We start from the raw sequence: 22,675 nt of genomic DNA on the forward strand, positions 1-22,675 counted from the left end.
TCAAATGATTGCGCTGGTAACGCGTATACCCGATGAGGCGGAGCGCCTTTGGCTTGATGTTCTCTCGATCGAGATGCCGGACGAGAAGATCGTCTCGTTCCGGCACCTGGATGATGAAGACCGGGCGGCGGTCGACATTGCCATCGTCGCCAACCCCGATCCGATGGACCTTGTCCGCTTGCCCGGCTTGAAATGGATTCACAGCCTGTGGGCCGGCGTGGAGCGTCTCGTGAGTGAGCTTGGCGACAGCACTCTGCCCGTCGTGCGGCTGGTCGATCCGCAGTTGAGCCGCACCATGGCCGAAGCGGTTCTCGCCTGGACCTATTATCTGTTTCGCGATATGCCGGCCTATGCCCGTTTTCAACGGGAGCGCAATTGGCAGCAATTATCCTATCGACGTCCGGAACAGGTTACTGTCGGTCTACTTGGACTGGGCGCGCTCGGCGAAGCGGCAGCGCATCGTCTGACCGAAGCCGGTTTCAATGTGATTGGATGGAGCCGCTCGGCAAAGGACATCGAAGGGATCGAAACCTGCTTCGGCGACGACGGTCTAAACACGGTGCTGAGCCGATCCGATATCCTCGTATGCCTTCTACCGCTCACGCCAGAAACGCGTGGGCTGCTCAACACCGAGCGGCTTGCCCTCTTGCCCACAAACGCGTCGCTGATCAATTTCGCCCGAGGCCCGATCGTGGTGAGTAACGATCTGTTTCAGGCACTCGATACCGGCCGTTTAAATCACGCGGTTCTGGATGTTTTCGATGTGGAGCCGCTGCCCAGCGATGCACCCTTTTGGGACCATCCCCGGATCACCGTGCTGCCGCATATCTCTGCCCCGACGGATCGGGAAACGGCGGCGGCGCTTGTAGCGGATAATATTCGAACCTTTCGTCGCACCGCCATACTTCCATCCACTGTCGATTTCGCGCGCGGATATTAAAGGCGGCATGCCGCCAATGCGCCTCTCTTCAATGCAAGCAAACCTCTTTGGGAATTGAGTGAACATGACGTCACCTATACGCACTGTCTACGTCAACGGCCAGTATTGCCCGGAATCCGAAGCCACGGTCTCTATTTTTGACCGCGGATATCTTTTCGCCGATGCCATCTATGAAGTTACCTGCGTGCTCGGCGGCAAGCTTGTCGATTTCGATGGTCACATGGCGCGGCTGCAGCGCTCCCTGGGCGAACTCGACATGGGTATGCCTCTGACTGTCGAAGAGCTTCTGGCGATCCACCGTAAACTGGTGGCGGCCAACAATGTCGTCGAGGGTCTCATCTACATGCAGATTTCCCGTGGCGTGGCTGACCGCGATTTCAATTTCCCGCCCGAGGATACGCGACCAGTGGTCGTCATGTTCACCCAATCCCGGCCGGTCATCGAAAGTCCCCTCGCTAAGCGCGGCCTCAAAGTCATATCGCTACCGGATATTCGCTGGGGCCGTAGGGACATCAAGACTGTACAACTCCTCTACCCATCCATAGCGAAAAATGCCGCTTACAAGGCGGGCGCGGACGACGCTTGGCTGGTACAGGACGGTTACGTGACGGAGGCGTCCTCCGCCAATGCATACATCGTCACCTCGGATGGTAAGATCGTCACACGCAAGCTGTCATTCGATATCCTTCATGGCATCACTCGCGCCGCGGTTTTCACGCTCGCGGCTGAATCCGGATACATCCTGGAAGAAAGATCGTTCACACTCCAAGAAGCCTTCGACGCACGGGAGGCCTTCATCACCTCCGCGACATCCTTCGTCACCTCCGTCGTCGAGATCGATGGAGTGGCTATCGGCGACGGCACCATCGGCCCCGTGAGCAAGCGTCTGCGAGAAATCTATATAGAACGAGCAACAGCAGCAGCAAGTTGATACGGTTGGTATGGCACCTTGGAGAACACCGCTCCAAATAAAGGGCATCAAACCGACGATCCGATTTTAGGTCAAGCGACAAGAAGCGAGGCTCACCGAAAAGTTGCAGGCCATTGATGGCCAAGCATTCGAGCTTGAAGAGGCCCTTGCCTTCAGCAAGTTTTGAGATACCTCGCTCCAAAGCTAAAACGTAGCCGCTTATTTGGACGGCACCTCATTATTCCTGCTTCCACATCAATCAGACAGAGGCTGGAGCTGCAACCGTGCGACCAATATTCTTAATATTAATTGCATTTTGCAAGCAAATGATTGACATTATATACAGAGCCCGGCTCACCACAGTGAGGCCAAGCTATTACCTGGATCACCACTTAGGCCACAAAGGATGTGAGATGACCGCAGCCCTCTTTTTCGCGACCGTGCTTTTCTGGGGTTCGGGCGCCATTGTGACATCGCTCCAGGCAAGTGTTTCCGCGCCAGAATTGTCTGTGGCGATCCGCATGTTTCTCGTTGGGTTAGGCATGCTCGGGTTTTCGATCGCTACCGGCAAACCGATCACGATTGCCCGTGGCGACCGCCTTTGGGTGATGATGCAAGGCATATTGTTTTTCGGGCTTGCCTTTATCGCCTTCTACAAGGCGACGAAGGGTATCCCGAGTGGGATCGCAGCACTGGTGCTGTCGAGTTCTTCGCTATTTGCAGCCATTGCCAGCCGTTTGCTGTTGAAGCTGCGGATAAGCCGCCGCGCGACAATTGGCATAGTTTGTGGTCTCCTGGGTCTTGGCATCGTGGCCGCCCCACAGATCTTCGCGCTGCATCTCAACCCGCAAACTGTGACAGGCTTTATCTGGGCCGGTGTCGCGGCCATGGCTACGGGTGCGGGAACTGCAATTGCTGCGCGTAACCAGCGGCGCGGCGTGCCGATCCCGGTGCTAATGGGTTGGGGTGCATTGTGTGGATGCGGTTTCGGGTTCGCCTGGGCTGTGGTTGTCGGCACGTCGCTCACAATACCTGTAACCGTCGGCTATCTGGCACAGCTTGCCTACCTGGCAATTGTCGCATCCTGTGTTACGTTTCTCATGTATTTTACCCTCATTGAGAAGGTTGGCCCTGCGCGAGCCGCCTATGCACTAACGGTTGTTCCGATTGTTGCAATAACGATCTCCGTTATGTTCGAAGGGCTGCATGTCGATACACGTCTCGCCTTCGGTGGTGCGACGATCCTTCTTGGAAATATTCTAGTGCTCAACGCCTGAAGCGGAGCAATCCATCACGCGTTTTGTGATCGGAACCCCATCCGTCATGAGTTGTAATCACAGTTTGGGTGCCGTTTAACCACCCATCCGCTGGTCGGGAAAAGCGCCAGTCCAGCGAAGAATATCCCTTTAACTCCGGTAAAGTTGCCTCCGATAAGATCGATTGCACAAAGTTTAAGCGTGTTTAAATTACTTGCAAATAGCAATTGATTTCCTATCAAATCTGTGTTGTAGTTTTAATCATAAGAGGTAAATCGCATCGCGATTGCCCGTAAAACTAGAATCTAGGGAGATGTCCAAACCGCAACAACTCTGGAAGGCATATGTCCCATGTATATGTCCTCGACACCGATCGAATCCGAGGTCGTCTTCTCAGGTCGCCGCTCGGCAACATACCGCGACGCACTCCATCTCTTTCCCGATGCCTGGCTTGACGATATTGCCGCCATGCGCAGTTTCCTGCAGCCGGCCGACGGTCGACGCGTCTTGGAGATTGGCGCCGGCAATGGTCATTTCAGCCGGGCGATTGCCGAAGATATCGGCCCTACCGGCTTGTTGGTGGCAACCGATCCGTCCACTGAACAGCTTGAGGATCTCGAAGTCGAAAGTGGCGGCCGGATTAAGGTCTTCGGTCAGGCAGCGCACATGCTCGACCTGCCGATTCGCGATTTTGACATGGCTTGGTCACGCGGCGCCGTGCACCATATTTCGGACAAGACGGCCGCCTGGAAGGCAATCGCAGCCCATGTCCGACCCGGCGGCAAGCTGGTGATTGCCGACATCTTCGCCGGAACGCGACTTGCCGCATATTTCGACGATTTTATCGCGCTCAGCTGCTGTACCGGCCACGAAGTATCCTTCCTCTCGCGGGAGTTTGCAACGAGCCTGTGTGGTCTGACCGGATGGGATAAACCTCAATTCACCGATGTCACCACCCGCTGGCGCTTCGACACCAGGGCGGATCTCGGACATTTTCTGCGATTGTTGTTCTCTGCAACCGATATTTTCGACGACAACGACTGCCTTGTGGCAGCGGAACGCCACCTGGACGTCGTTTCCGATGGCAACGGCATCGCCCTGCTTTGGCCAATGACCGTGATGGAAACGACGAGGCTGCCACCCGCAAACTAATCATAGATGGCCGATGACAGGCGCTTGACGCGGGACCGGGCAAATCCGACCGCGGCATGACCTGGCGTGTGCGAATTTTCGGAGATCGCCTATGACATTTACCGCCGCAAACTGTGGATCCACGGCCCCTCCCCCCGCGGCCCCTTTCGATCCAGATACTGGTCCATTGGTTCCGGACGCCAAGAAAATCAGCCCGGACACCATTGTCCATAAAGTTGGCTATAACGGTCGGCCTGGTGCATTTGCAGATGTTGCCTGCAGGATGGCGTTCCCATCCGCAGATCGCATCGCCATGCCGAGCTTGGAGACCGCGATTGCAAGCACGGTCCGCGGTGAAGTCGACCGGATCCTCCTGCCATGCGAAAACAGCCTGGTTGGGCGCGTGCCGGATGTGCACAGGATCGTGCCCGACAGCGGTTTGCATATCGTCGGTGAGCATTTCCAACGCGTCGAGCATTGCCTCATGGCGCCGGCAGGCACGACGCTCGCCAGTATCCGGCGCGTTCGTTCGCACCCCGTGGCACTTGGTCAAGTCAGCCGGCTTATTGCGGCGCTCGATCTCGAGGCCATTGCCGCTCCGACGACATCGCACGCCGCCGAGCTGGTGGCGTCCCGCGCGGATCCGAGCGAGGCGGCGATTGCTTCGGATCTTGCCGCCAACCTCTACGGACTGAATATCCTCAAACGCAATGTCGAAGACGATCCACATAATACGACGCGCTTCTATGTGCTGTCCGCCGAACCTCAGGCGATCGAGCACAAAACACAGCTTCTGACGACAATCGTCTTCCGTACCCAGAACCGACCGGGGTGCCTCTATCACGCCATCGCCGGATTTGCCGACAATGGCATCAACATGACCAAGATCGAAAGCTATCTTGTCGGCGGTCAGTTCGTGCCATCTCGCTTCCTTTGCGAGTTCGAGGGTGATCCCGCCATCCCAGAGGTGGCCGATGCGCTCGATATTCTCGCTCGTCATGCGCGCGAGGTCGTTGTTCTCGGCACATTTCCAATGGCTAGCCGCCATCTGCGCAACCGCAGCGAGGAAAATCTCCGTTCCTGGGGAACCAAGCCTCCGGCCGCCTTTCGATGGTCTAACCGTCAACAGGAAAGCGAAAGCCCGCGATGACAGCCGTGATCAACCATAGCGGACACCAAAACGATCTCGCCGATGCGGCAATCGCGAAATTGAAGCTGCATTTTGGCAATCGACTGACAACGGCGGCGGCCGTGCGGGATCAGCATGGCCGCGACGTCAGCTGGCATCCCTCCTACCCGCCGGACGCAGTCATCTTTCCTGAAACGGCCGATGAGGTATCGCGTATCGTGGCAACCTGCCACGCCTTTGACGTGCCGGTGATCCCGTTTGGAACCGGCACATCATGCGAGGGGCACGTTGCAGCCCTGATGGGCGGAATCTGCGTCGATCTCTCACGGTTGGATCGAATTCTGATGGTTCAGCCTGATGACATGACAGCGACTGTCGAGGCAGGCGTGACCCGCAAGCGCCTCAATGCCGAATTGCGCGACACCGGTCTGTTCTTCCCAGTCGATCCCGGCGCGGACGCCTCGCTCGGCGGTATGGCCTCAACGCGCGCCTCCGGCACGAATGCCATGCGTTATGGCACGATGAAAGACAATGTCATTTCACTAGGTGTCGTTCTGCCCAACGGTGATCGCATTCGGACCGCAAGCCACGCTCGCAAGTCGGCTGCAGGATACGACCTGACACGGCTCTGGGTGGGATCCGAAGGCACACTCGGCATCGTGACCGACGTGACCGTCAAGCTGCATCCAATTCCAGACCACGTCGTTGCGATTTCGGCAAGCTTCTCGACGCTGGAACAGGCAGTCGGTTTCGTGCTTGTTGCGACGAGGCTCACCGATACCTTGGCACGCATCGAACTGCTCGATGAACTGCAGGTCGAGGCCGTCAATAGCTATTCAAAACTCTCTTTGCCGGTCGAGCCGACACTTTTTATCGAACTGCACGGCAGCCGCGGGGCAGTCGAGGCTGCCTTGCCTTTCATAGAGGAGGAGGCGCATGCCGCCGGAGCCAGCAGGTTTGATACGGCCGTATCGGCGGAGGCCCGAGCCAAGCTTTGGCAGGCGCGCCACGATATCTGGTGGGCCAACCTTGCGCTCCGCCCGGGCGCAAGTGCCCTCCCGACGGATAGCTGCGTGCCGGTATCGCGGCTTGTCGAGGCCATACTTGCCGCCAAGGCCGACGTGCGAGATCTTGGCCTTCTCGCGCCGATCTGCGGTCATGTAGGTGACGGCAATTTCCATCTTTGCGTGCTTTTCGATCCCGCAGACTCCGATGAGCGTCAACGCGTCGAGGTACTGACCAAACGCCTTTCAGCCCGAGCTATCGCCCTGCAAGGGACGTCGACCGGCGAGCACGGAATCGGCCACGGCAAAATGGCAGCGCTTGTCGCCGAGCACGGTCCGGCTATCCGGGTAATGGCCGCGATCAAACGCGCGATCGATCCTCACAACATCATGAATCCAGGCAAGATTTTCAATCTCGCCGAGGCACCGCCTTTCAATTGAGCGAGATCCATAAACCAGGGAGGTAATGCAACATTCATGTCCAAGCAGCATGGCCCGGCCTCGATCGCCGATTTCAGAACTGCCGCGCAGCGCGCGTTGCCGAAAATGGTCTTTGATTTCTTCGACGGCGGCGCCGGCTCGGAGCTGACGCTGCTCGAAAACCGTGCGGCTCTGGATCGCATCCGTCTCGTCGGCTCAGCACCGGTCGATGTCGGTCATCGCTCGGCCGCCATCACGCTCTTCGGCAAACCGCTCGCAATGCCAGTTATCATCGGACCAACCGGGCTGGCAGGCGCGGCCTGGCCAGCAGGCGACCATGCGCTGGCTCGGGCTGCCGGGCGAGCGGGTGTTCCGTTTGTCATGAGTTCGGCAGCCAGCGCGACCATGGAAGCCGTGGCAGCCGCCACCGAAGGCAGAAAGTGGTTTCAGCTCTACCTGTTCCGTGACCGCGAAGTGAGCCTCAGACTACTGAAGCATGCCGAGGCGCTGGGCTTCGAAGCGATTGAGATCACCGTCGACAACGCCGTTCCCGGCCGACGGTTGCGCGATGCCCGCAATGGCTTTTCACTGCCGTTCCGCTGGACGCCGGGAAAGCTCTTGAGCCTCCTCGCTCATCCCGCCTGGGCATTGCGAATGGCTCGTGCCGGCGCTCCGCGTTTAGAGGTCATGGCAGCCGAGTTCGACCTCAAATCCGCGGGAACGATCGCGGAGGTGATGGAGCAACAGCTTGACCCGACCGTCTCCTGGGACGACATCGCCTTCATTCGCGATCGCTGGAAGGGGCCGTTGATCCTAAAAGGGCTGCTCAATCCGAGGCAGGGGATCCGATCAGCAGAACTTGGGCTTGACGGTATCGTGGTCAGCAATCACGGCGGCCGACAACTCGATGGAGCCGTTGCGAGTATCGACATCCTGCCGGAATTCGTCAGCGCCGTCGGAGGCAAGCTCGCAATCCTGGTCGACAGCGGCTTCCGCAGCGGCACCGATGTTGCCAAGGCGCTGGCGCTCGGCGCAACGGCTGTGCAGGTCGGACGTGCGACACTCTATGCGTTGGCGAGTGGCGGTGAGGAAGCGGTTTTCCGGGCTCTCGGCATCATCGCCGCTGAACTCGACGTCGCTCAGGCGATGATGGGTGCACCCACCATTGCCGATCTCCGACCGTCCAAGCTTCGATTTCCCCCGGTTCTGATGCGACCCGAGCAAATTCCGGCCCGCGAGTCCACATTGCCGCGGTCACAATCACCCTTTGCCGCCTGATCCACCGTCCATAAAGCCCTTTCGAGGAGATTGTCCGATGAACCGCAGAACCGTTTTATTGCATGCTCTGGCCCTGTCGGCCTTTCTGGTCCCTTTGGCCGCCAATGTCGCCATGGCAGCGGACAAGACAGTGGCGCTGACCTATATCGTTGAACATCCCGCCATCGATGCCGCGCGCAAGGGAATCATCGATGCGCTGGCCGATGCGGGCTTTGTCGACGGCAAGACCATCACGCTCGACATTGCAAGCGCACAAGGCAGCATGCCGACGCAAACGCAGATCGCCAAAACTTTTGCCGGCAAAGCACCGGACCTGATCGTCGCCATCTCGACGCCGTCGGCTCAAGCCTGTCAGGCCGCGGCGAAGGGGGCAATCCCGATCGTGTTTTCCGCTGTAACGGATCCTGTTGCAGCCAAGTTGGTCAAAAGCTTTTCGCAGCCGGACGGCACGCTCACCGGCACCAGCGACAAGCAACCCCTGAATCTGACTTTTGAGTTGATCCGCAAGCTGACACCAACAGCAACGAAAGTCGGGGTCGTCTACAATGCTGGCGAGGCCAACTCCGTCGCACAGGTGGCGGACATGAAGGCCGAGGCTGCAAAGCTCGGCATGAGTATCGTCGAGGCGACCGCCATGCAATCGGCGGCGGTGCCGGATGCCGCGCGCAGCCTCGTCGGCAAGGCGGACGTCATCCTGCTCCCGACCGACAGTACGGTGGTTTCGGCCGTCGAAAGCGTGGTCAAGGTCGGTGTCGATGCGAAGATCCCCGTCTATGCCAGCGACACCAATTCCGTTGAACGCGGAGCGATGGCTGCGCTCGGGTTTAATTACTACAAGCTGGGCCGGCTCACGGGCGAGATTGCCGCAAAGGTCCTGAATGGTGCAAAGCCCGCCGACATCCCCGTCGGCACGCTCGACAGCGAGGATCTTTACCTGAACAGCGCATCGGCGAAGAAGATGGGGGTAAGCTTATCCGAGACAGTGACGCAGGCGGCCGCAAAGGTGATCGCACAATGAGCCTCATCGCCCTTTCCGGAGCCTGCGAGGCAGGCCTGTTATTTGGCCTCGTTGCCCTTGGCGTCTTTCTCTCGTTTCGAGTGCTCGACTTTCCGGATCTGACCGTCGACGGCAGCTTCCCGCTCGGTGCCTCGGTCGCTGCTTCGGCTATCATGGCCGGCGTGCCGCCCATCGTCGCAACGCTTATGGGATTTGCCGCAGGCGCCGTGGCGGGCTTCGTAACGGCGTTCTTGTCTGTTCGGTTGAAGATCATGAACCTGCTCGCAGGAATCCTGACCATGGTCGCGCTGTTTTCGATCAACCTGCGCGTCATGGGCAAACCGAACATATCGCTCTATGGCACCGACACCATATTTTCCTGGATCGACGGGATTGCGGCGCTCGGGGTCTGGGCCAACACGGTGCTGCTTCTCTGCATCGTATTAGCCGCAAAGGTTTTCGTCGATTGGTTCCTCGCCACTCAGATCGGACTGGCCTTGCGCTCCACCGGCGCCAACCCGAGAATGGCGGAGGCGCAGGGCGTTGACAACGGCCGCATGGTCATGCTGGGCATGGCATTCGCCAATGGTCTCGTCGGCCTTGCCGGCGCGCTCTATGCTGAAAGCCAGGGCGTTGCCGATGTCTCGATGGGCATCGGCACGATTGTGACCGGTCTTGCCGCAGTCATCATCGGCGAGACAGTCGTCGGCGCAGGATCCGTCGCGCGAGCCACGCTCGGCTGTATCCTCGGTGCATTGATCTATCGGCTCGTCATTGCGCTGGCGCTGGATGGCGGCATGATCGGGATCCAGGCGCAGGATCTCAACCTGGTGACCGCGGTCGTGGTCGCGGTCGCCGTGATGGTTTCGAAAGCGCGGATGAAGAAGCTGCCCTCCATCAGGCGCGCCCCTCTGCCCGAGCCGTCGAAAGCAGAAGGAGCGACCTCATGATGTTGAACCTCGATTCGATCTCGGTCACGTTCAATCCTGGGACGGCTCTCGAAGTGGCCGCGCTGCGTGGCGTATCGCTGGCCATCCCCAAGGGTCAGTTCGTAACCGTGATCGGCAGCAATGGCGCCGGAAAGTCGACGCTGCTTTCGGCCGTTGCCGGTGAAGTCGTGCCCGATCGTGGCCGGATCGTCATCGATGGCGTCGACGTCACGCGGTTATCCACCCAGACGCGGGCGCGATTCATCGGTCGCGTATTCCAGGACCCACGGATCGGCACTTGCGAGGCCCTTACCGTTGAGGAGAACCTTGCCCTCGCTTCGGCGCGCGCCGGACGACGCGGGCTGTCCCTTGCGCTCGGCGGGCGGATGGGGCGCGCGCGGTTCAAAGAACAACTCGCCGATCTTGGTCTCGGGCTCGAAACGAAGCTCACGGCGCGGATCGGCACGCTTTCCGGCGGCCAGCGACAGGCGGTGAGCCTGTTGATGGCAACATTGCTGCCGATGAAGCTGCTTCTTCTCGACGAGCATACGGCGGCACTGGATCCCAAGGCAGCGTCGCGAATCCTGGCGCTCTCGGCGGAGATCAGCGATCGTCAGCGACTAACGACGCTGATGGTCACGCACAGCATGCGCCATGCCCTCGATTACGGCCAACGCACCATCATGATGAGTGGTGGACGCATCGTGCTCGATGTCGCGGGCGACGAGCGAGCCGGCTACGACGTGCCGGACCTGGTCGCTCTATTCGGAGCGGTCAGTGGCGGTGCGGTTGCCGAAGATCGACTTCTGCTCGCTTGACTACCGCCGCGACCGTCAGTCGCTTGTTTTCGGAACCATGTTGGAATATGTCTGCAAAATGCAATTAAAAGACAATCAACGCGAAAGCGGAGCAGTGGAGGAGCGCGAGGATGGGAAGGCTGCCAAGCCTTCGTTTCGGCTTGACCGCTGGATACCCTACCGCATGTTCCTCGTGGCGAGCAGCACCGCGGAGCTACTCGCTTCATACTATGGGCCGCGCTACGGGCTTTCCCAAGCCTCCTGGCGAATTCTCGCCATTGCCGGCGGCCGCCCTGGGCTTTCGAGCAAGGAAATTTGCCATGCCGGCGCGCTCGATCAGTTCGCCGTCAGTCGCGGCATCGCGCAGCTGGTCACGCTCGGCTTTGCCCAGCGCAATGCCGGCGTGGGAGACCGTCGGTTCTCAGCGGTCGAATTGACGCCCGAGGGTTACAAGGTGCTGGAGGAGATTGTCGTCATCGGTCAGGCGATGGAAGCGCGCATCCTCGAGAGCCTGTCGGACGCCGAGCGCGAAAGCCTCCACGCTATGCTCGATCGGATCGAAGATGCATGTGCCGGCGCAGTTGCCCGCGGCTGGCAAGCGGTTGCTGGAGACGCCAATTCGGCGAAGTTGTTCCCGCAATTCACTTCGTCGGAGTAGGCTGCCGCAGAACTTCTGCGGGCTGTGTGAGAAGTGTATGCGCTTTTGCGTTCACGGTCAGATGCTCATCCATGACGGCGATTGCGCCCGCGAGCCGATCATCACTGAAATCGAAAGACCCGCAGTAGATCCAGATGTCGTAAAAATGCTTCATGCGATTGTTGGCACGCCCAAGCATCCCCATCGCCTGGAATTTCTCGGCAATGACCGTTTCTCGCGCATGGGCGCGGAGTTTGGGTGCGAGGAAATCCATTATGGACGGATAGCCCAACACACCCGGCCCGGCTCAGGCGCATCGACAAAACCGATATCGACTGTCAGGTTGATGCAGGCGCCGCTGATCGAAGCGACCATCCGCAGCCTGAGACCACCATATTCCAGTCCCGCACGGATACGATCCACACGGAGGGTTTCGGCATCGAACGTGATGCCATCATCAGCCTGCTGCGCCAGAATATCCCGAAAGGTTTTCAGCACTGGGCCCGGTTCGGGGTCTTCAAAGCCCAACAGGGCGAGGTCGCAGGTGGCGCGGTGCGGATCGTCAAACCAGCTCATCATCAGCATCGCCCCCTTAGAAAACGAAGCGGCCCGCATGTGGCGACTGGCTAACTCGAGACAATAGGCTTTCAAGGGCGAAACGCGACAGAACCAAATCAAAGCTTTGTCCGCTTGCCTTGGCGAGTTGTAGTAGGCGGCCTCGGACCGAGGCGGCGACGTCTCTCACGTCTTAGGGTCAGGACTCGTTGATCAAAGCCAGAAGATGACGGCTGCAGCGATGCATATGCTTGAGAAGAAAGTGTGTGCGCAGCGATCATATCGCGTGTGAATTCGCCGCCAGTCTTTTAGCCTACCGAACATGTTTTCAATCTTGTGGCGCTTTTTGTAGAGCGCGGGATCATGGGGGATCACGGCCTTGCGGTTTGCTCTCGAAGGAATGCAGGCGGTGATCTTGCGCTTCGCCAGGGCATCTCGAAACCAGTCGGCATCATAACCTTTGTCGGCCAGCAAGGTCTTGGCCTTGGGAAAGGCTTCAAGCATCCGGGCAGCACCTTTGTAATCGCTCATCTGGCCCTCGCTCAAAAGCAGGATCAGTGGGCGACCGTGACCATCGCAAACTGCGTGCAGCTTGGAGTTTAAGCCGCCCTTGGTGCGTCCTATACGTCGGGGAACATCCCCTTTTTTAGCAGGCTGGCTGCGGTGCGATGGGCTTTCAAATGGGTGGCATCGATCATCAACTGCTCCGGCTTGCCGCGTTTTGCTGTCAGTTCGGCCAAAATCCGATTGAATACGCCGAGCCTGCTCCAGCGGATGAAGCGATTGTAGATCGTCTTGTGTGGACCATATTCTTTCGGCGCATCACGCCATCGCAGCCCGTTGCGCAAGACGAAGATAATGCCGCTCAAAATCAGGCGGTCGTCAACGCGTGGCACGCCGTGCGACAATGGAAAATACGGCTCGATGCGGCGCATCTGCGCCTCAGACAGAAGCATCAAATCACTCATAACAGCGCCTCCTTTCGATCCCAATGAATCAAACAGAGAAAGCCGGTGCAAGTGATTTAATAGGTCCTGAGCCTAGCATTACAGTTGCAATTTAGAAATCAGATGAGCTCGTCGAGCTGCCGCCTGATGGGCGCGTCTCCAGCATGACCATGCGATGATGTAGGCGGGGTTTATACGACGCTGAGCAAGCTTTGTGGTGATGCGCCGGACTTCCTGGATAGACCAGCGGATCAAATCCTGATGGTCGGCATCCGCGGTCTTTTTTGGGGCGTCACGTCATTGGCGCGGTACCGGATCACCGCCATCATGGCGAAGGCGAGCATGACGAGAGAGACGTGACGATGCCAGCCATGCCATGACCGAGTTTCGTTGTGATCGAGCCCGAGCTCGTTCTTGGCGGTCTCAAAGCTGTCTTCGATCGCCCAGCGATGGCCTTCAACAGAAACGAGCATCTGGATGCTTGTCCCGGCCGGGCACCATGTTGTGAAGAAAGCGAGATCACCGTCGCTAATATTGCGCCGAATTAGGAGGCCACGGGTCCAAAGCCCCGTTTCTGTCTCGCTATATTCGGCTGCTTCGAGATCGGCCAGTTCACAGTGGGCCCAGTCATGAAGCCGCGCGCCTTTGGTACCTTCACCGGCGGAAAGACGCTGCCATGCACCTGGATCAAGATCGCGGGCGATCTCCTGAGCTGTGCCGGCGACCGGAGACTTGCCCGACCAGGAGCCGAAATGGTGGTCCGATTTAACCCCAAGAACGTAGCCTTTGCAGGCTCGACGCAGGGCTCCTTCGACGTCCCCGACGCCATATACAGCGTCTGCAGCCACCCAGGAAAACGGTACATCGGCTGCCAGCGAACGCCGTATCATATCGACAGCCAGGCCTGGCTTGGTAGCGAAGGCTATAGCCTCAGGAACATGAGTTGCTGCAAGCCTTGCCGGATCGCCGGTCCAGCTCTTGGGCAAGTACAGGGCTCGATCGATAAAGGCATGACCGCGAACGGACACATAGGCGGCGAACACACCGATCTGGCAGTTCGTTATCTTGCCTGCCGAACCTGTGTATTGACGTGCAACGCCGCACGATGTCTTGCCCTGCTTGAGGAAGCCCGTCTCATCGATGACCAGGACCGCATCATCGGTGGCGAGGTTTTCTACAACGTACTCTCGTACGATGTCGCGAAGTGCGTCCGCGTCCCAACGCCCGCGACCCAAAATGGCTTGCTGCCGCCACGGGCCGGGATCACCGGCCGCCTCAGCGCGCATCCAACCTGTCTTGCGCCGCTCGTCACCCAGCAAGCCGTCCAGGAAAAGGTTCGCAGATGCTGCGACCCGCTCCTGCGTAAATAGCTTCCGAATACGTGACTTTACGTCACGCAGCGATAATGCCCAAAGTTCAAGCGTCTTCTCGATTGATGCACCTGTCATCCATGACCTCCGAATCATGGAGACCTATAGATTCAGACTACAGATAAATATGCAACTGTAATGCTAATACGGTCTCTCATTGATCAACCGGTGGCCGAAAGCCGCTTTGTCAGGTGTAAAACGGAATCGGTGGTGTTTTCAATGACGCCATAAAAACGGAATTCTCCGCTCCGTCCATCATCTGCTGTCGCAACAGCAATCGTCTCAGCATGAACATCCAGCCCAACATAAATCACTCTTTCCATGACCATTTTCCTTTCCAAACTGAATATATTCGACAAGGAAAACTTACCGGCGTTTTCGCCGCAAATCGCACATCTGGTCTTAAGGGCGGCCATCGATATTCTCCGGTCAGCGCTATATGCCATGAGCTGCCGGGCGAGGCTTTCAGAGTCGCGGTTGACGGTGCTGACGTAGTCGGCCTCGCCTTTGGTCTCAACGGCGATTTCCGCAAGGCTGAGAAACCGCAGCAGTGCAAAAGCGCCAACCGTGGTGGAGACTGCGTCGCGGAGCAATTGGAGCCGCGTTTCGAGATCCTGAATCACTTTGCCGTCCGACCCCGCGCGGCTGCGATCATTTCCTCAAGACGAACAGCGACGGCATAAGCGCGTTGGTAATAGGAGGCTTCCGCGAGGCCATAGCGATCCATCGGTGTCTCCAAGTTGAGCGGCGTGATATAATTCGTGGCAGCGATGGCCTTCATGATTGCGGTCCAATCCAGCCTGCCGTCGAACGGCAGCAAGTGATTGTCCATCGCACCGAAATTGTCATGGATGTGCGTAGCGATCAGCCGGTCGCCATATTGCTCAAGAACGCTAACCTTGCCTGGCTCGATCAGCTCCCAATGCCCGCTGTCGTAGCAAAGGCCGATGAACGCGACGTCGTAGCGCGTAAACAGCCGGTCGTAGAGGGCCAGATAGTTCGCCGGACTTGCTTTGAACAGCGTCTCGACGGCGATCTGGACCTTGTGTTCAATGCAATAGGCCTGGACGTCATCGAGCGAGCGATACAGCGGCTCGAAGAACGCTTTCTCGCTTTCTGGGCTGCGGAAAGTGCCATCTGTAATATCGACGTGGAGGACGACGTTCGGGGCACCAAGTGCGGCCGCAAGATCGATGCGGTTTTTCAGAAGCTCGACACCGCTTTGACGCTGCCATTCATGCGGCGACAAGATGTTCTTGCGCGTCTCTTGTGTGTACGTTGCGGGCCCGGCATGAGCGATTTCGCTTAACGGATTGACGCCATTACTGGCGTGGACCGTATGCGTCTTCAGACCGGCACTCGCGATGATGCGGCGGGTGAACTCTATTTCTGCATCGGCCAGCCAGTATGAGCTGCCGGAATCCGGATTCCAGTTGACTTGGGTGAAACCGGCCTCGCGGATGAGATCGAGCGAGTGACGGACGCCCTCGTCGTACCAGCGTTCGTGCTTGGCCCAGTGCCAGACGGTGATGCAAGTGTCCATTTGCGTCTCCATTCAGAGGTTGGTGGTTTCGGGGGTGCGGCCGAGGCTCAGGCGCTCTGCGACAAGGATGATAGCTAGCGAGAAGGCCATGATCAGGGTGACGTAAACGAGGCTGATGGCAGCTTGATCTGGATCGGCCGAAACGGCGCCATCGACGATTGCAATCGGCAGGGGTTTGTTGTTGACGTTGTAGAGGAGCGCCGAAAGCGGATACTCGGCCATCAGACTGTTGAATTTCATGCCGGCAACGAGAATGGCAGTTGGCGCGACGAGCGGGAGGGAAACCCGGCGGAAGCGATAGAGGCCGGAGGCTCCCATTGCCCGAGCGGCTTCTTCAAAGGCTGGATCGATCCCGATAAAGGCCGAGCGCATGAAGCGGACCATAAGCGGCAGACTGAAGATGATGTAGCCGATTGGCAACAGCCAATAGCTTCCGAGCAGGACCGTGTTGCCAACAAGCAGATTAGGCGCGTCGAATGCGGTGATCAGCCCTACCGCCAACAGAATGCTGGGGATGATCCAGGGCAGGAAGAAGCTTATGTTCAGAGCCCGCGTCAGCCAGCTGCGCTCACGCACCATGATTGGCACCGCAAAAAGCGTGATGGCGAGGCCGGCGGCGACGGCAACCGATACCATGAACATCGAGTTGAGGAAGGGAACGAAAGCCGACCCGCCACCTAGTACCCGAGCGTAGTTGGCCAGGGTGAATGTTGAGGGAAGGATCTCGATACCAATGCTCGAGGCAGGCGCGAAGGAGAAAAGCACGATGAGCGCGACCGGAACTAGGTACATCGCGGCCAGCAGATAGGCGAGGCCGTGGACAAGCGTGCGGGCGAGCGGGTTGCGTATCTTGCGCAGTTGGATGGGAGCAGTTGCTTTCGCTCCCGAGGTATAGGCGCCCCTTGCCTCAAAATATTGCGAGAGCAGCAGCAGACCCATGATCACCGTGCTCATGAGCAGCGCCAGGAGTGCTGCCATGTCGGGTCTGCGCAAGCTATTTAGCGTCAGGACCATCTGGCTCAACATGTGGAAGTCCCGACCGCCGAGCACCTGGGGCGCGGCAAACGAACCAACGGCGGTGTTGAGGGTCAGCAGCGTGACGGCAAGCAAGGTCGGCATGATGACCGGCAGGACGACACGCCGCAGGATCGTTACTTCCGACGCGTCCATGCTGCGGGCCGCTTCGACCGTCGAATAATCGATACGGCGCATTGCAGCGCGCAGAAAGAGGAAGTGAAAGCTGGTCATCAGGAAGGTGTGGGCGAAGAGAACGCCAAACCAGCCGATGAACCAGTCACGCGGCATCGACGGAAACAGCGCCGTCAGACCGGCGGTGATGGCCCCGCCCGGGCCATAGGTGAATTTGTAGCCGGCGGCCGCGACAACGCCGCCGAACACGAGCGGCGTCGAATAGGCGATTTTCAGTAAGCCGCGCCCACGAACACGGAAGTATTCGAGGACCGTGACCTGGAACATCCCGACAATCGTGACGGTGACGATCGTGACACCCGTCATCCAGGTGGTGTTCCATAGTGCTGTACGCACACGGCGCGAATGCACCAGCTCGCCAATGGCATCGAGAATGGCGAGACCGCCGTGGCGGAACAGGGCCGCATGTAGGGCAGCAGCCATCGGCACAAGCAAGAAGGTGACGACGGCCCAGGCAATGAGGGCGAGGCCGAGCCAGCAAAGGAGGCGGTCGAAGCCGGCAGCACGGGTCATAGCCCAGCCTCCTCGAATATATGAGCCGAACCAGGGCGAGCCGCGAGCGGAACCGTGCTTCCCGGTTCCGGAAGCTGATCGCCGACGAGCATGGCCGAAAGGGCATGACCGTCTACGTCGAGGTCGACGCGGCTATAGGCACCGAGAAATTCGACGTGTCGCACTCGGGCCGGGACGCCGCCGCTGGCGCCGAGCATCACATCTTCAAGCCGTACGAAGCTGCGCCCGTTGATTTCCCTGCCGAGCAGTCGAGCCGCTAGGGGAGGAGCCAGCTCATTGGACACGCCGATGAACTCGCAGATGAACGGCGTGGCCGGCTTGCGATAGAGCGTGCGGCCGTCACCGATCTGTTCGATGTTACCGTGATTGAGAACCACGATGACGTCCGACATCGTCAGGGCGTCTTCCTGGTCGTGCGTGACGAAGATCGCGGTGAAGCCCAATTCTGTCTGCAGCCGTTTGATTTCCTGGCGCATCGAGGCGCGAACCTTAGCGTCGAGGTTCGACAAGGGTTCGTCAAGCAGCAGGACGCGTGAACCGGTGACAAGTGCCCGGGCGATGGCGACGCGCTGTTGCTGGCCGCCCGACATGCTGGCGGGCTTCTTGTCCAGTTGGTCGCTGATCCTGGCCATGGCCGCAACGTCGCGGACCCGCTTTTCGATTTCGGCCTTGGGCTTGTTCGCGACGCGCAGCGCAAAGGCGATGTTCTCGAACGCCGTCATCGTCGGAAACAGCGCGTAGTTCTGAAACACGATACCAACATCGCGATGCTCGGGGGGGAGGGTGGTAATGTCGCGCCCTTCAAGGGCGATCCTCCCCCCCAAGGCCGGGAGAAACCCGGCGATGGTGCGCAGCACCGTTGATTTCCCGCTTCCGGACGGCCCGAGAAGCGATACGAACGCGCGGTCGGCGACGTCGAGGCTCAGGTTGTTGACGACGGTTAGGCGTGGGTAGCCGACATGAATATTTTGCAGGGACAGCACGCTCTCAGTCATGGCGAGACCTCCGATCCTTTCAGGTCTTGCCGCTGATTAGCGGATTTCGAGTTCGATTTTCTGAAGCCAGGTGTCGAGCTTGGGTGCGATGGCGTCCCAATCGATCGGCTGCGCTTTCACCAGCCTGGCGTTCTCCTGCACCGTCGGCGGCGACTTGGCCAAGGCCTCGGGCAAAACGGGAGCTTGGCCGAATTTTGTCGCATAGGCCGCCATCACGTCTGCCGAACCCCACCAATCGACAAACGCCTTGGCCTCATCGAGATGATGGGTTCCGGCCATGATCGCCAAGCCTTCAGAGATGACCGGCGTGCCGCCCTCGGCGTCGACGACCTTCACGTTTCTGTCAAGGTCCTTGGCAAGCTTAAAGGTGCCGCCGAGCCAGTTCAGATCAATCGAGGCTTCGCCAGATTTGAACGCTTGTACCTGCGCGTCAGCATCGTTCACGACGACGGCGTTCGCATAAAGCTTCTGCAGGAAATCCCAGCCCCCTTCTTTGACTTCACCGTTGGCGTCGAGAAATCGGACAAGGATGCCGGCGAGATACATGCGAGTGGTCTGCCAAGCGGTGGCGCCGATGACATATTTGCCGGCGTATTCGTCTTTGGTGAGGTCGAGCCAGCTTTTAGGTGCTTCGGCATCTGGCAGCCTGTCGGGGTAATAGGCGAGAACGATTGGCGTCTGCCAGAACTTATAGACCATGCCGTCCGCGTCCTTGTATGGCGCCGGCAGGTCTTTTGCCCAGGTCGGCGTATAGGCCTGGAACAGGCCCTCTTTCTTGAGTAGGGCCATCGAGGTGTCGACCATGCCTAGAACGACGTCGGCTTGGGGATTGTTTTTCTCGGCAAGCAGGCGGTCGAAAAGCTCACCGCCACCAGCTGTCAAAAGTTTTATGTCGTGACCGGCGGCTTTAGCCTGTTCAGTGATCCAGGCTGCACGCTCATCGCCCTGGGGCGAATAGATGGTCAGGCTGTCGGCCATCGCGGGAAGTGCTGCGGCCAACGTGATCGCAGCCGAGACAAAGGCACAGGAAAGCTTCATCGATTTTCTCCCAAGTTTTTGGATGCGCCCCTCTTACGTGGGCTTTGTGTCATATTAATTACATTGCGTAATTTAATTTTCTTTGCGATATCTTTTTTAAACGATGGATCGATTGATTTGATGAACCGCTAGGACTGCGACATGCCCTCTCTGCCTGAACTGTCCCTCAACGAACGACGGCTCATTGAACTGATATTCAAGAATAGGGGAATGGCTCGGGTCGACCTCGCGCAGCTCTCCGGCATGACAGGCGCTTCGGTCACACGCCTCATTGGTCGTTTAATCGACTTCGGCTTGATTGCGGAGGAAGCAGACCGAAGCGGTGCGCAAGGCCAGCCGCGTCGGCTGTTGCAGCTGCGGGCGAGCCGTTTTTATGCCGCTGGCGTGACCTTTTCGGTTTCACGCATGGAAGTCGCCATCGTCGACCTGGGCGGCGCCATTCTTGCAACGAGAACGGTAGAGGTAAGAACAGGCAGCCCGGAAGAGGTGGCAGAGGCAGCACAGGCCACCGTCGATGACATGCTTCGCGAACTGTCAATCCCGAAGGCCGATCTGGTAGGCATCGGTGTTTCGGTTCCGGGAAATTTCGGCACCGCCTCAAATCTGCTGAAGGCGCACCCGTTTTTCCCCGCCTTTGAGAATGGCCGCGCCGTTGAGGCGTTTCGTGACACTTTCGACATTCCATGCCATGTCGAGAATGACGGCACGGCTGCAGCCCTAGGTGAATTCGTGTTTGCCAGCGGTGAGCCGGGTGGTGATCCGTTGTTCTTCATCCACATTGGGCACGGAGTTGGGGGCGGTGCTGTGATCGACGGCAAACCTTTCCGCGGTGCCAATGGGAACGCTTGCCTACCAGGGGTACTCTACCCCTACGATCAGCCGCGGCCCTCCGGGCAGGATCTTCTTGAAACGCTGAAAGCGGCTGGATTCCCGCTTCGAGATTTCGAAGAGATGAGCGCGTTACCGCCAAATGCCGTTCCAGCGCTGAGCGCGTGGATCAATCGCGCCGGCGCACAGCTGCGCCATTCAGTGCGCGCAGCGGCGGCATTTTTCGATCCAATGTGCATCGTGATCGGAGGCCGACTGCCAAGCGATATGAACAGCCGCCTGGTTGAGATCGTTCTTGCGGAGCCGCTTGAAGGCCCGTCGCGCGGCCTTCCTATTGCGCCGGTCCGTGCTTCGCAGCTAGGCAGTCAGGCAGGAGCGGTCGGTGCCGGCTGCTTACCGTTCTATCGAGCCTTGTTCACGGGTGCGGTCGCCGACGGAGGAAGTATGCATTTGAACGGTCGGCGGCCTCTCCAGCCTTGACGTTTGCCCCACGCCGACAGAGGAAGCTGCCGATATCCCGGTTCTGGGGCATGGGAACGATGGCATCGAGCGATGGTCAATTCTTTCCTTCGGCGCGTCAGGGCGAAGTCATTAATATGATCAATGCGAAGTACGGAAATGGGCCCGGCTTCAAAGCTTATACGCAGGTCAACGACCATATTGGCCCAGTCGGTTCGAAGCTGATGAGGTGGGGGTCATTTGCGGCACGGGGCGAAATACTACCTTAAGAGCCCCCGCTCGCAGACGATGGGGTCGGTTCCGGCTGGGGGCGGAATGACACCTTAAGCAATCAAGGAACTTGCTGACCAGTTCTGGCTATGGTGGAACGTCACGGACGCCGGTAAGCTTCCGGCTTCATCGGGACATTGTCCACTTCGCAGAGGTTTCCATGCAGGTTGGGTTCAGAACAGGCATCAGCTTTGATATGTCGCGATCGAATTGGGATGGCACTGGCCACCGGCCCCTTGTTTGGACAGCGTGGTATCCGACAGATGAGGCTTCAAGTGCTGCAATTCCCGCTGAAAGGTCGTGGTTTAAGAAAGAACCTGTAGTAGCTAATGCAACTGCAGTTCGTTCCGATCAGTCCTTGCGTCTCGTGCTTTTGTCGCATGGAACGGGCGCTACGGCAGCAGCATTGGAGTGGCTTGGTTTTCGATTGGCACAGCGAGGCTTTGTCGCCTTGGCTGTGAACCATCATGGCCACACTGGCTCGGAGCCTTACCGTGCTGAGGGTTTTCTGTGCTTGTGGGAGAGAGCTGGTGACCTTACTGCCATCCTCGACGACCACTCTTGGCAACGCGAGCTTGGGGTCGAGATCGAAGAAAAGGCCTCCGTCGCGGGTTTCTCGGCAGGCGCATACACGGCCCTTTTGCTTATGGGAGCGCGTGTCGCCTTTTCGCAGTTTGAACCAGACAATCCGGTGAAGAGTCCAATCCGAGGGCCGCGTGAGTTTCCAAACCTTGCTGACGAGCTGCCGAAGCTCAATCAAAATCCGGTATTCCAAGTTGCCTGGGAGCGAAGACGTGCCAATTTTTCTGACCGCAGGGTTGAGCAGGCAATCGCAATTGCTCCGGGTCGATCTGTGCTAGGTTTCTCACGAGACAGTCTCCGAGGCATCAGGAAACCCACTCGAATTTTCGCCGGCGACGAAGATACAGTAGCACCACCGAGCGATTGCTGTGGCTGGCTGTATGAGAACATCCCTGCCTGTAAGTATGAGATTTTGAGTGGTGGCGTCGGCCATTACACCTTTCTTCCTGAAGGATCAGAATTCGGACAAGAGGCAGCGCCCGAACTTTTTGTTGACCGCCAGGGATTGGAGCGAACTGCGATCCACGACTACGTCGCTGAACAGTCCGTGGATTTTTTGCAGGGCAAACGCCAAGATTAATTAGCGCTTCAAGTGCAACCAAATTATTCGCCGCGCGCGCGGTCCCGTTTCGCTATGTCTGTGACGGTGTTCTTGCTGATGCCCAGATCACGAGCGATCCACCGATAGCTGCGGCCTTCTGCGATGGATTCCATTACTTTCGGCGCAAGCCGATCTGATTTGAGGCGCTGTCCAGTCTGGCGGCCGAGCCTCTTACCTCGTGCCTTTGCGGCAGCGAGTCCAGACTTGACGCGTTCACTGATGAGGTCGCGCTCGAACTCTGCTGCGGGTTTCGGTAAAGTCCGGACAAGATTTCCGGTAATCTCCGGCCACAGTTTTCAGTAATTCCCGGACAGCGATTCCGCTAAATCCCGGACAG

The 22,675-nt window shown here is 58.6% G+C and carries 21 protein-coding genes and 3 pseudogenes; 14 read left to right on the top strand and 10 right to left on the bottom strand.

Annotation, left to right across the window (positions count from 1 at the left end):
- Nucleotides 1-4 precede the first annotated feature (4 nt).
- The 11 genes from ACIQWP_RS30300 (at nucleotide 5) to ACIQWP_RS30350 (ending at nucleotide 11,449) form a co-directional block, all read left to right on the top strand.
- Nucleotides 5-940, top strand: a complete 936-nt coding sequence (locus ACIQWP_RS30300) for a 2-hydroxyacid dehydrogenase (protein WP_402795806.1) — start codon at nucleotides 5-7, stop codon at nucleotides 938-940.
- Nucleotides 941-998: 58 nt separating this feature from the next.
- On the top strand, nucleotides 999-1,871 hold the full coding sequence (locus ACIQWP_RS30305; protein ID WP_402795809.1) for a D-amino-acid transaminase: 873 nt from the start codon (nucleotides 999-1,001) through the stop codon (nucleotides 1,869-1,871).
- 392 nt (nucleotides 1,872-2,263) lie between these two features.
- Entirely contained in the window at nucleotides 2,264-3,127 is an 864-nt protein-coding gene (locus ACIQWP_RS30310; RefSeq protein ID WP_402795811.1) for a DMT family transporter, read from the top strand.
- Nucleotides 3,128-3,574: 447 nt separating this feature from the next.
- Entirely contained in the window at nucleotides 3,575-4,258 is a 684-nt protein-coding gene (locus ACIQWP_RS30315; RefSeq protein WP_402795846.1) for a class I SAM-dependent methyltransferase, read from the top strand.
- Between the two features lie 91 nt (nucleotides 4,259-4,349).
- Nucleotides 4,350-5,387 (top strand): prephenate dehydratase domain-containing protein, encoded by a 1,038-nt coding sequence (locus ACIQWP_RS30320; RefSeq protein WP_402795814.1) that lies wholly within the window; start codon nucleotides 4,350-4,352, stop codon nucleotides 5,385-5,387.
- On the top strand, nucleotides 5,384-6,811 hold the full coding sequence (locus ACIQWP_RS30325) for an FAD-binding oxidoreductase (protein ID WP_402795816.1): 1,428 nt from the start codon (nucleotides 5,384-5,386) through the stop codon (nucleotides 6,809-6,811). The genes ACIQWP_RS30320 and ACIQWP_RS30325 overlap by 4 nt, the downstream gene beginning before the upstream one ends.
- Nucleotides 6,812-6,847: 36 nt before the next feature.
- Nucleotides 6,848-8,068, top strand: coding sequence for an alpha-hydroxy acid oxidase (locus ACIQWP_RS30330; protein ID WP_402795819.1), 1,221 nt, complete (start codon nucleotides 6,848-6,850; stop codon nucleotides 8,066-8,068).
- Nucleotides 8,069-8,141: 73 nt separating this feature from the next.
- The gene (locus ACIQWP_RS30335) at nucleotides 8,142-9,086 is read left to right on the top strand and encodes an ABC transporter substrate-binding protein (RefSeq protein ID WP_402795849.1); all 945 of its coding nucleotides are present in this window, start codon (nucleotides 8,142-8,144) and stop codon (nucleotides 9,084-9,086) included.
- Entirely contained in the window at nucleotides 9,083-10,015 is a 933-nt protein-coding gene (locus ACIQWP_RS30340) for an ABC transporter permease (protein WP_402795822.1), read from the top strand. The genes ACIQWP_RS30335 and ACIQWP_RS30340 overlap by 4 nt, the downstream gene beginning before the upstream one ends.
- Complete coding sequence (locus ACIQWP_RS30345; protein WP_402795854.1) at nucleotides 10,015-10,812, top strand: ABC transporter ATP-binding protein; 798 nt, start codon at nucleotides 10,015-10,017, stop codon at nucleotides 10,810-10,812. Before ACIQWP_RS30340 ends, ACIQWP_RS30345 begins: the two co-directional genes overlap by 1 nt.
- A 58-nt stretch (nucleotides 10,813-10,870) precedes the next feature.
- A complete protein-coding gene (locus ACIQWP_RS30350; RefSeq protein WP_402795825.1) occupies nucleotides 10,871-11,449 on the top strand; it encodes a MarR family winged helix-turn-helix transcriptional regulator in 579 nt (192 codons plus the stop codon).
- Nucleotides 11,450-11,525: 76 nt separating this feature from the next.
- Here ACIQWP_RS30350 and ACIQWP_RS30355 read toward each other — a convergent pair.
- From ACIQWP_RS30355 to ACIQWP_RS30395, 9 genes and pseudogenes are all read right to left on the bottom strand, one after another.
- Nucleotides 11,526-12,173, bottom strand: a pseudogene (locus ACIQWP_RS30355) (nucleotidyl transferase AbiEii/AbiGii toxin family protein); the annotation flags it as partial.
- 23 nt (nucleotides 12,174-12,196) lie between these two features.
- On the bottom strand, nucleotides 12,197-12,793 hold the full coding sequence (locus ACIQWP_RS30360) for an IS5 family transposase (protein ID WP_402795857.1): 597 nt from the start codon (nucleotides 12,791-12,793) through the stop codon (nucleotides 12,197-12,199).
- Nucleotides 12,784-12,951 (bottom strand): annotated as a pseudogene (locus ACIQWP_RS30365) (transposase); the annotation flags it as partial. The pseudogene ACIQWP_RS30365 and the gene ACIQWP_RS30360, both read right to left, overlap by 10 nt.
- Nucleotides 12,952-13,181: 230 nt before the next feature.
- Nucleotides 13,182-14,396, bottom strand: a complete 1,215-nt coding sequence (locus tag ACIQWP_RS30370; RefSeq protein ID WP_402795827.1) for an IS701 family transposase — start codon at nucleotides 14,394-14,396, stop codon at nucleotides 13,182-13,184.
- Between the two features lie 65 nt (nucleotides 14,397-14,461).
- Entirely contained in the window at nucleotides 14,462-14,923 is a 462-nt protein-coding gene (locus ACIQWP_RS30375; protein ID WP_402795829.1) for a hypothetical protein, read from the bottom strand.
- Nucleotides 14,920-15,843, bottom strand: coding sequence for a sugar phosphate isomerase/epimerase family protein (locus tag ACIQWP_RS30380; protein WP_402795832.1), 924 nt, complete (start codon nucleotides 15,841-15,843; stop codon nucleotides 14,920-14,922). Before ACIQWP_RS30380 ends, ACIQWP_RS30375 begins: the two co-directional genes overlap by 4 nt.
- A gap of 12 nt (nucleotides 15,844-15,855) precedes the next feature.
- A complete protein-coding gene (locus ACIQWP_RS30385; RefSeq protein ID WP_402795833.1) occupies nucleotides 15,856-17,565 on the bottom strand; it encodes an ABC transporter permease in 1,710 nt (569 codons plus the stop codon).
- Nucleotides 17,562-18,560, bottom strand: a complete 999-nt coding sequence (locus ACIQWP_RS30390; RefSeq protein WP_402795836.1) for an ABC transporter ATP-binding protein — start codon at nucleotides 18,558-18,560, stop codon at nucleotides 17,562-17,564. The genes ACIQWP_RS30385 and ACIQWP_RS30390 overlap by 4 nt, the downstream gene beginning before the upstream one ends.
- A gap of 36 nt (nucleotides 18,561-18,596) precedes the next feature.
- The gene (locus ACIQWP_RS30395; protein ID WP_402795838.1) at nucleotides 18,597-19,598 is read right to left on the bottom strand and encodes an extracellular solute-binding protein; all 1,002 of its coding nucleotides are present in this window, start codon (nucleotides 19,596-19,598) and stop codon (nucleotides 18,597-18,599) included.
- 141 nt (nucleotides 19,599-19,739) lie between these two features.
- Here ACIQWP_RS30395 and ACIQWP_RS30400 point away from each other — a divergent pair, with 141 nt between their 5' ends.
- The 3 genes and pseudogenes from ACIQWP_RS30400 (at nucleotide 19,740) to ACIQWP_RS30410 (ending at nucleotide 22,317) form a co-directional block, all read left to right on the top strand.
- A complete protein-coding gene (locus ACIQWP_RS30400) occupies nucleotides 19,740-20,906 on the top strand; it encodes an ROK family protein (RefSeq protein ID WP_402795841.1) in 1,167 nt (388 codons plus the stop codon).
- 17 nt (nucleotides 20,907-20,923) lie between these two features.
- Nucleotides 20,924-21,154, top strand: a pseudogene (locus tag ACIQWP_RS30405) (Tn3 family transposase); the annotation flags it as partial.
- A 161-nt stretch (nucleotides 21,155-21,315) separates the two neighbouring features.
- Nucleotides 21,316-22,317: an alpha/beta hydrolase family protein gene (locus tag ACIQWP_RS30410; RefSeq protein WP_402795844.1), complete on the top strand. Its 1,002-nt coding sequence runs from the start codon at nucleotides 21,316-21,318 to the stop codon at nucleotides 22,315-22,317.
- Nucleotides 22,318-22,340: 23 nt separating this feature from the next.
- On the opposite strand, the gene ACIQWP_RS30415 is transcribed toward ACIQWP_RS30410, so the two are convergent.
- Nucleotides 22,341-22,631 (bottom strand): recombinase family protein, encoded by a 291-nt coding sequence (locus tag ACIQWP_RS30415; RefSeq protein WP_402795859.1) that lies wholly within the window; start codon nucleotides 22,629-22,631, stop codon nucleotides 22,341-22,343.
- Nucleotides 22,632-22,675: the final 44 nt, after the last annotated feature.

The organism is Rhizobium sp. NPDC090279 (assembly GCF_044769665.1).
Taxonomy (GTDB): Bacteria; Pseudomonadota; Alphaproteobacteria; order Rhizobiales; family Rhizobiaceae; genus Rhizobium.